Annotated in this window: 1 protein-coding gene; it reads right to left on the bottom strand. The window is 65.7% G+C overall.

Annotation, left to right across the window (positions count from 1 at the left end):
- Positions 1 to 498: 498 nt before the first annotated feature.
- Complete coding sequence (locus HV701_RS19620) at positions 499 to 9,597, bottom strand: two-partner secretion domain-containing protein (protein WP_175134688.1); 9,099 nt, start codon at positions 9,595 to 9,597, stop codon at positions 499 to 501.
- Between the last annotated feature and the right edge of the window lie 5 nt (positions 9,598 to 9,602).

Here is a 9,602-nt window from a genome sequence, read left to right as displayed (position 1 = left end):
GGGGGGGGGGGGGGGGGGGGGGGGGGGGGGGGGGGGGGGGGGGGGGGGGGGGGGGGGGGGGGGGGGGGGGGGGCGGGGGGGGGGGGGGGGGGGGGGCGGGGGGGGGGGGGGGGGGGGGGGGGGGGGGGGGGGGGGGGGGGGGGCCGCACTTCTCTAGTTCGTTGCACTGGGGAACGAACTGGTAGCTCTTCTTCAGCATGCAGCCTTTAAGCTCAGCGAACAATGCCTTTGACTCGCTCATATACTGTTTGTCAGTAAGCTTGTTCTGGTTCTTAACCTCGTAGTATCCGTCTTCACTTCCGCCGCATTCCTTCCAATCCGTCCAACGGGTTTCCTCTGTTTGTCCACTCAACGGCCAATACATCTCCATCGGGTGGACCCAATACAAACTCCAGGCTTGTGCTGTGGGCGATCTGCACATATATCGCGGAGATGTGAGGCAGCAGCCCGCCGCTAATAGCAAGAAAGCAGAAGCAAAAAATAGTCTTATCGTCGTTTTCATCGCTTCATCCTCAACAAAATATCCAGCGCTTTCCATGCCTGGGGCGGCAGCGCTTCCGACAGCGCAAATGGAGTGGCTGGCACGAGCGCAATGTCGGTCCAGACTTCGTACAGACCTTTCTGCACGGGCGTCAGACCGCGCCGGGCATTGCCCTGCTCGTCGTAATAGCCGCTCAGCGTGCCGCTGATAAAGTCATGTGAACCGCCATAAGCCTCGTGCACCAGATCAAGAATCCCCCCAGGCGAATACGGAAAACCGAAGAGTGTTCCCGGTCCGCCTTGGTTTCCGCCAGTAAGCCCGGCCATGTCCTTGCCTCGGTCGGATTCAAGAAACTTGGCCAACGACATTCCAGCCTTGGATGGATCAAACCGAACGAACCCGTTTCCATCCAACTCAAGTTTCGGAATGCCGTTCGCGTCGAGCTGAGTCTTGCACCTTTCATTCACATCGCCGCACAGTTTGTCCAACACCACCCGCGTCCCCGCCGTCTTGAATCCATCGCCACGAATGCCCGCGCTTTTCCCGCTCTTGTTATCCAATGTCGTCTCGCCATCGGTAATACCGGCGAACTTCTCCGAATCCGCAATCGTGTAGCGCCGCATACGATCGGCCGCCTCCGACAACCCCGCCTGCACCGCCGCCACGCCGCCCGAGCCGCTCAGCGCGCCCACCGCCACGTTCAGCAGCCGCTCCTGTGTATTGATCTCGTTGATTTGCGCCTGGAGCGCCTTGATCTTTTCTGGGTCTTGCGTGGCCTTGATCTGTTGGCGCAGGTCCGCGCGTTTCTGTTGCGCGTGGCGCTCGATGGCCGCGCCGGCCTGTTGGCCGAACGCCGCGACGATTTGCGCTTCGGCCTGGACTTGCCCGCGCAGCTTGTCGCCGTCCCATTTTTTCGTCAGGCCGACGCCGCCAGCGCCCGCCAGCACGCTTCGATCAAGCATCGCCAGCACCTGGTCGGCGGTCTTGCCGGTGCGCTCCCACTGGGCGTTCATATCGGTGATGGTCACGGCCGCGCCGCTGATACCGCTGTGCGTCACGTTGTTTTCGCTGCCTTCGCGCACGCTCATGCCCGGCGCACCGGCGCTGACGCTGTTGCCGAAGTTCTGCACCGACCAGGTACTGCCTTGGCCGGCGGCATTGCTGGCCGCGGCATCAGCCTGCTTGGCGCTGCTGCCGCCTTCTTTCTTGCCATCTGGCTGCTTGGCATCACCGGCAACGCTGAAACCGCCCGACAGGCTCACCCCCGTCGCCTTGTACCGGCTGTGGTTCTCGATGTCGCTGACGGTCAAGCTGCCGGTCTGCACGGTATTGAACCCTCGCATGACCGCTTGCTCGGACGAGGCGATGGCCGCGCCCTTCAGACCGGTGTTGTCCTGAACCCTGATCTGGAAGCCGTCATCGCCAGCCTCAATACGCGACTGCTCCATGACGCTGGCAAAATCGCCATCGACCTTGTTGCTGGCGTAACTGCCGCTGGCGGCGAACCCCACCCCCGCCGTCACGCTGCCGCCGATGCTCTGATCCTTGCTCTTGAAGGCGCTGGTGTCTTGCAGGCTCTCGATATCGAGGTTGCCGCCCACATCGGCCACCACCTGCCTGCCGCTGGCTACCGCGCCGCGCAAGCGGGTGTCGTTGCCGGATTCAAGGGTCAGGCGTTCGCCGGCCGTGACGTGGCTGTTGCTCCAGGTCACGTCACGGCCTTCACCCTTGCCTCTGGACCCGCTGGCATTGGCGGTCACGCCGAACGACGCGCCGCCTTGCCCCACGGATATCGCCACGCCTACCCCCGCGCTGACGCTGCTGCTCTTGCGGTCGGTTTCGACGGTGTTCTTTGCCGCCAACAGGTTGATATCGCCATCGGCCTTGAGCACGGCATCGCCGCCGGCGCGGATGTTGCTGCCGCGTACCGTCAGGTTGGAATCCCCCCCGCCGCCGGTCGCGCGGATGCGCACGTCGCCCCCCGCGGCCACGGTGGAGCCGGCCGCGGTCTCATAGGTGGCAGTGGATTTGCTGTCGCTTTTGCTGGCGCCCACGGTGATGGAGATACTGACCCCGCCGCCCGCCTGCGGGTCGGCCTGGACGGCATCGTAGGCATTCTTGGCCGCCAGCCCCGTGGCTGCGGCGCCCAGCGCCTGCATACGCCCGTCAGTCGTCTGGCTGGCGGCGCGTTTGAGCTGCCCGGCGGTCTCGATGGCCGACAGCACCGGCGCGGAGAGCGCCACGGTCAGGCCGGACTGGCGGAACTTGCTCTGTTCCACGCGCTGGCCGGTTTCCTGCGCTTGGACGATGTCCACTTTTTGGGCATGGATGTCGATATCGCCTTGCGGCGCCAGCACCTGGCTGCCGGCCTGCTGGTATTGATTGCCCGCCGCCAGCGTCACGCCGCCGCCGGTGGCGCCCACGGTCGCGGCGGCCGCGCGGGTACTGACGTCCTGGCGGTCGCCGCTTTGCATCTGGCTGCCGATCGTGAAGGCCAGCCCGCCGTTATAGAGAAAACCGCTATTGCGGATTTCCTTGAAGTGGCTTTCCTTGCTGGTTTCCGTGGCGGCCTGGAGCCTCAGATCGTCACGCGCCACGATGACGGTGCCGGCATCGGAGACCACATTGCTGCCGGTGACGGTGACGTTCTGCCCCTGAACGGCGACGCTGCGGCCGCTGAAAGTACTGGCAACCGCCCGGGTTTCCTCCAGGCTGTCGCGGGTGGTCTTCTTGCTGGAACCCAGCAGGCTGCTTGACTGGTGCTGGCGGCCTTCGGCCCAGTTGCTGTTGGCCGCGCCGGCCAGGATATTGACGTCGCCCTGTGCTACGGCAGTCAGCGCGCCTTGCTCGCTGGTGACGCTGGCCGCAATGGCGCTCAGGGTCCGGCCTGCTTGCAGGCGCGCATCGCCTGCCGTGGCGATAGTGCTGCCGACGTCCTGCTCGCTGCCTTGCCTGAGATAGTTGCTGGCGTTGCGGACATTGTTTTCCTGTTCGGCAGTCCTGACGGCGCTCAGCGTCAGATCGCGGCCGGCAACCACGGCCGTCTGGCCGTCCTTGCCGCTGTTGACCACACGGGCCGCCATCAGATTGGCGTCGCGGCCCGCCGAGGCGAGCAGGACACCCCCGGAGCGGGTGACGTAGAGGCCCGCCACGCGATCCAGGTTGGTCCGGCTGAAATCGCTGCGCCCGGCCTGCCTGGCGTCGCTATGGGTGGTGCTGGCGACATTGAGGTCGCGTCCGGCATTGAGCACGAGCCTCGAGCGGGCATCCAGCGTGCCGCCGATATTGTCGATATCGGTCCGGCCATTAAGCGCCACGGCATCTGCGGTGATGCGCCCGCCGAGGTTACGCAGATTCTCGCCGGTCAGCTTGACCGCGGCGCGTCCGGCGATGGCGCCGACATTGACGAGATCGCCTTTCAGGTTGATGTCGATGGCGCTGGCCGCCAGCAGGGTACCGTTGCCGTCAATGTCGCCGGGCTTTACGCGGACGTAGACCTGCGGCGTCAGGGCGCGCGTGGTACTGCCGTCGGCAAGCGTTACGTCGCGTTCCACCAACCAGACGATATCGCTGGTGAGTTGGGCCATCTGTTCGGCGCTCAGGGCCACCCCAGGACGCAGGTTCCACGCCTTCGCGTAGGTCACCCCGGCCTCCAGCAGCGCCCGATACTGCGCTTCGTCGCTGGTGTAACTATCGAGGAAGCGGCGGCCGGTCAACTGGCCTATCTGGTCTCGAACCAGTTTCTGTTCATAGAAGCCATCGCCCAGGCGCTTGTGCACGGTGGCCGGGTCATGGCCGAGTTGGGACAGCATGTAGTCGGAGCTGAGCCAGTTACGGTAGTCGGCGAAACGCGGGTCGGTCTCGACCAGGTAGCCGCCGGCGTCAGGCCCGGCGCGGAACAGGCTGTTGGCGGGCGCGCCGGTGTCCGCCTGGACGGTGCGAATGATCATCGGCGTCTCGCCGTTGACGCCTGCCACCGCCTGGGCCGGGATCTGAACGGGGCCGTTGCCGTCAGTGACCTGTGCGCCTGTGACAACTTCCGGACTGTGGACGCGGTTCACTTGCGCCCGAACTTCCGTGATCTGCCTTGCGCCAGTGCCGCCGGGGGCACGGACGTTGCCGTCCACGCTGGCGGCGTCAACCTGGCCGGTCTGTCGTCGGGCAGTCAGCGCGAAGCCGCTGCCTGCGCCAGCGGCGTTCTGTTCGACGCTGGAGACGTTGAGTTCGACCGTTTTCACTATGTCGGCCGGGGCGTAGGTAATTTTCGAGTCCCAACGACGTTTATGGGACTTGTGCGGCCATTTGCGTTTCTTGGCGTAGGTGTACCGGCTGGTGCCGGTCTGATGGGTCACGTGCTCGCCAGGGGCGGCCACGTTGTCCAGCCGCGCCAGGTCGCCCCGCAGGGTCCCGCCGGCGATGATCTGGCTCTTGTCGTTGATCAGTTCGTCGCCGCGCAGCGTCATGTTGCCGCTCGCGCGGATGAGCGCGGGCGCGCTTTCCATCACCTGCGTTTCGTACTCGGTCTGGGTGACGTCGTATTCGGTCCAAGCCTTGGCGTCCGCGCCCGTTTGATTGTGGCGATACCGCCCGGCGCCGCTCCACTTTTCCCAGCGGTACTCGCTGGCATCGTGTTTTTCGGGATCGCCCTCGGGCTGGATGTAGAAGTGCTTGGTCGGACCGCCGATCTGCGCCAGTTCCGTGCGCAAATGCAGGTTGCGATTGAGCAGACGGGCGCTGGCCAGGGTCAGGCCGCCCAGCGACTCGATGACGGCGCTGTCGTTGAGGATGAGGCCGGCGCGCCCGGCGGCCTGATCGTTGGCGTCCAGTATGCCGCCGATGTTCAGCGCATCGCTGCCGCCGCCCGCGCTGAAAATCAACGCCTTCTCGCGGTTGTTGATGACGCTGGCGCCGATATCCAGGCGCTGGCGCGCCGCGAGGACGGCGGCGCGGCCATCTTCCTCGCGGTTGCTGATGGTGCCGCCCCGGATGGCGAGGCGGTCGCCATAGAGCCGGCCGCTACCGACGTTATCCAGGGTATCGGCTTCAATGCGGGTCTGACTGCCGTCAATGAGGCCGCGGTTGGTCAGGGTATCGTGCGCAATGACCGTGGTGCGTGTGCCGCTTATCTCGCCAGTGACGCTGTTGTTGATGCGAGTGCCGCGCACGTCGAGGTCGCCAGCCTGCAATACGCCGTGGTTGGTCAACAGGCCCGCGGTGCTGATGAGCGCGTGACCGTTGGCGGTGATTTCCCTGGAATTGGTGAAATCCTGCCCAATGATCAAACTCAGGCCGCCCCCAGACAGCAGGCTGCCGTCGCCACCCAGGCTGTCGGCGGTCAGGTCGAGAGCGCTGCCGGCAATCAGCGTGCCGAGCGGATTCAGGACGTGGCTGACGGCTACATCGATGCTGCCGCGCGAGGAGAGGTTGCCTTGCGCGTTGTCGAGCTGGCTTGCCGCATCCGCCCCTCGAATACCGATGCGGCTGTCGGCGGTGATCGTGCCGCCCGTGTTGTCCGTGTGCGCGGCTGTCAGTATCACGCTGTCGCCCTGCAAGCCGAGCGGCTGGCTGGCATTCGCGCTTTGCGTGTCGCGGTTGAGGATCTGCGCGGCGTTGAGCGTCAGGCCGTTACCCGTGACCATCAGGCCGCCATTGTTGTTTGCAACACCGGAGACGAGAGCCTTCAGGTCATGGCCCGCCTGGATCTTGCCGCCGGCGTTGTCGATCGACGTTGCGCCGATATCGACATCGGCGCTGCCCTCCAACTGCCCGGCGGTATTGTCGATGCCGCCGGTACGGGCGATCAGATCTCCCTGGCTATGCACGACGCCGTCGCGATTGTTCAGATCCCCGCTGTTCAGCGCCAGCGCGTCGCCGCTGAGGATGCCGCCCGTACTGCCGGCGTCGGTATTGACCAGTGCCTGGCCGTGCGTGTCCACGCGCATCCCTTGCCGGGACTGCAAGAGGCCGCGGGCATTGTTCAGGGCGCCGCTGTCGATGCCGAGCGTGCCGACGGTGCTGGCGATGGCGCCGCCGGCATTGTCGAGCACAGCCTTGCGGGTGTCGATCCTGATGCGGGCGCCCAGCACGGTGCCGTCGCGGTTAACCAGCGAGCCGGCCTGGAGCGCGAGTGCGCCATTACCCGCGATCATGCCGCCGGTGTTATCGACGCGATCGTCGGCGCGCACCCAGAGCTGGCCCGCGCCGGTGGCGATGAGCTGGCCGCCAGTATTGAACAGGCGGCCGGTATCGATACGAATACGCTCACCGAAGGTACTGCCGCCGCTGAGGTCGGTGTTGCCGCCGCGGATATCGAGGGCGCCATTGCTTGTGATGCTGCCGTTTGCGCCCCGCAGGTCGCCAGCGGACACACTGGCCGGGCCTTCACCAGCATGACGGATGGCCCCTTCTCGGTTGTCGAGGACGGGGGCGCTGAGGGTCAGGTCGCCAGCGGCGGCGAGCGTCCCCCTGGCGCTGTTGTCCAGCGTGCCATCGATGCTTACGGTCAACGCCGCCTGGTCCGTGGCGGCGATGCTGCCACCCTGGTTGTTCAGGCGGTCGGCCTGCAATGTGATATTGCCCGTGGCGGCGACACTGCCGCTACGATTGTCGAATTGACCCGCGACGGCGATGCGGTTGTCGCCGCTGCCAGTTGCCTGAAGCCTGCCGTCCTGGTTGATGAGTGTTCCTGTATGCAAGTCCAGCGTACCGTTGCCGGCGATGGCGCCGCTGGTGTTGTCGATACGTTCACGCGCCCGCACGTTCAGCGCTCCAGTTCCGGTGGCCGTGATGGCACCGCCTGCATTGGTGAGCGCGCCGGTATCGATACGGATCTGTCTGGCCTGGGTGGTTGCCCCGGTAAGGTCGGTGGTATCGCCTTTCAGGGTCAGTGCGCCGTTGCCGGCAATTGAACCGTTTTCGCCATGCAGGGTTCCCGCCTCGATATCGAGGCGGCCGTCGCCGGCGTGCAGAATCTTGCCGTTCGCATTGCCGAGCGTGGCGGCGTTGATACGGAGATCGCCATTGCTGGCAATGGCGCCGCTGTCGCGGTTGTCGAGCGTGCCGGTAACGTCAAGGCGGCTGGTTTCGTTGCCCGTGGCGATGATCCTGCCGCCGCGGTTGTCGAAGGACTGTGCCGAGAGGTCAACCTGTTTTGCGCTGAGGCTGGCGTTGCGATGATCGCTTTCACCCAGGCGCAGAATGGCCGAACCCATGGTAGCCGTGTTGCCGCCCGCGCCACGGAACGTTCCCGCATTGACCGCCAGGCCAGCGTCGCCCGAATGGGCGATTTGCCCCCCGGTGTTGAGCAGTTGACCGGCGTCCAGGGTCAGGCGCCTGGCGTTACTGGCCAGCGTTCCGCCGCTATTGTCGAGTTGGCCTTTGATTTTGATATGCGTGTCGGACTTGTCGCTCTGCTGGAAGGCGCCGGCCCGGTTGGAGAAGCCCTGTGCGTTCAATGCAACGGGGCCGGCCAGTTGCATCAGGCCCGCATCGTTGTTGAGCAGGCCCGTGGTCAGGCGCGCGGCGGCGGCAACCTTGATTTGGCCCTTGTGATTGCTGAGGCCGCCGCCCCTCACGTCAAGCTGACGAACGCCGAGATGCCCCCCGTCATTGTCCAGACCGTCCCTGGCGGTCAGGTCGATATGCCCGCCGGCCATGATGCGGCCGCCGTCGTTTTCGAGCGTGGCGGCTATGTTGAGCACGCCATCGGGCAACGATGCAACGCCGGAACCCAGCGGGTCTTTGCCGCCGCCCGCGTTCCCGTCGCGCGGCGGGCTCCCGCCCGTGTTGTCCGTACGGCCGTCCGCGCTCGCTTTCGGCACATCAGCGTTGCCCGAAGGCGTATCGGTCCGCGGCGCGGCGAGACCGATACGACCGCCATCGCGGTTACGGGTCTGGCCCGTTTGAAGTACCAGATCCTGCAAGCCGGTCTGACCGATAGCCCCGTCGCGGTTGGTCAATGACCGCGCCGTGGCTTCGATGCGCCGCGCATTGAGCGTCCCCCGGCGATTGTCGATATCTTCCGGGGTGTTGACCGCCAGTTCGCGGCCGGCGCTGAGCGTGCCCGTGTTGGCAAGGCCGCCACTCGCGTCGATGCGAATGTCGGTTCTGGCCTGCATCGTGCCGCGGTTCTCCAGACGTCCATCGACGGTGACCACCAGTTGCCCGGTCTGCGCGCCAATCGCGCCGGCGTTGCGCACCCCGACGCCATGCTCGGTTCCCACCAATACAATCTTCTGACTGTACATGCCGCCGAGCGCGCCCACATCCAGCGCGAAAGCTGGCGCATCGCCGCTGGCGGCCGTCTTTCGCACCTTGCCGTGGTCGGCGCTGACCTGGTTGGCGCCAGTGGTGACGTTCAGGCGCTGCGCCCAGATGCCGGCATTGGCTTGCACGGAACGGGCGATCAGATCCGTGTAGTTCGTGGCGCTGGCGTCCATGCCCTGGCCGTGAATCTGAATTGCGCCGCCCTGAACCCGATACCCCTCCAGCGAACCGCTGTTGATGATCGGCCTGCCGGTGGTGAGGGTGGCCCGGTCAGCGTTGATGAAGCCGCAGCCATCGCAGGAAATGCCCGCCGGGTTGGCGATAACGACCTGCGCCCGATCACCGGCGACTTCAACATAACCGTTGAGCCGGCTCGGGTCGCTGGCGTTGACTTCATTGAGGATGACACGGGCGGTGCCGCGCGCCAGCCACGGGTTGCCCTGCACCCAGCCGCCAAGCTGCGTTTGCGTGTTCACGCGGGCGTTGTTGAGGATGGCGCCTGACCGATCGACGTCGAACTGCCTGTAGGTATTGCGCGACACGCCGGCCGCGCTCGGGGCCTGGATATTGACCAGCGGAACACCATTGGCCGCTTCCAGTACCGTCGGCCGCTGATTGCCGGGCGCGTTGGGGTCGGCCGCGACCTGCGCGTTCGCCCGTGCAATGATGACCGCCTGACCGAGCGCGAGCGCGATGGCAAAGCATAGCGGGCTAAGTGTTGCCAGGAAGCGGCTGCCCGCTGCGCTCGCCCCCGAGCCTGCGCCCGACCCGCCGCGCCGGGCAATTTCCGCGACGACCTGGAACAGGCCCAGCGCCCGGTTGAAAACGATGCGGTAGAGGTTCTTGTTCATGCCGT

The organism is Achromobacter pulmonis, assembly GCF_902859765.1.
In the GTDB taxonomy this organism is placed as follows: Bacteria; Pseudomonadota; Gammaproteobacteria; order Burkholderiales; family Burkholderiaceae_B; genus Achromobacter; species Achromobacter pulmonis.
Note: the sequence above shows the minus strand (reverse complement) of the source record. Positions and strands in the feature narration are given on the sequence as shown.

Coding starts and splice junctions, on each gene's coding strand:
- HV701_RS19620 (WP_175134688.1), bottom strand. CDS start 9,597: ATGAACAAGAACCTCTACCGCATCGTTTTCAACCGGGCGCTGGGCCTG.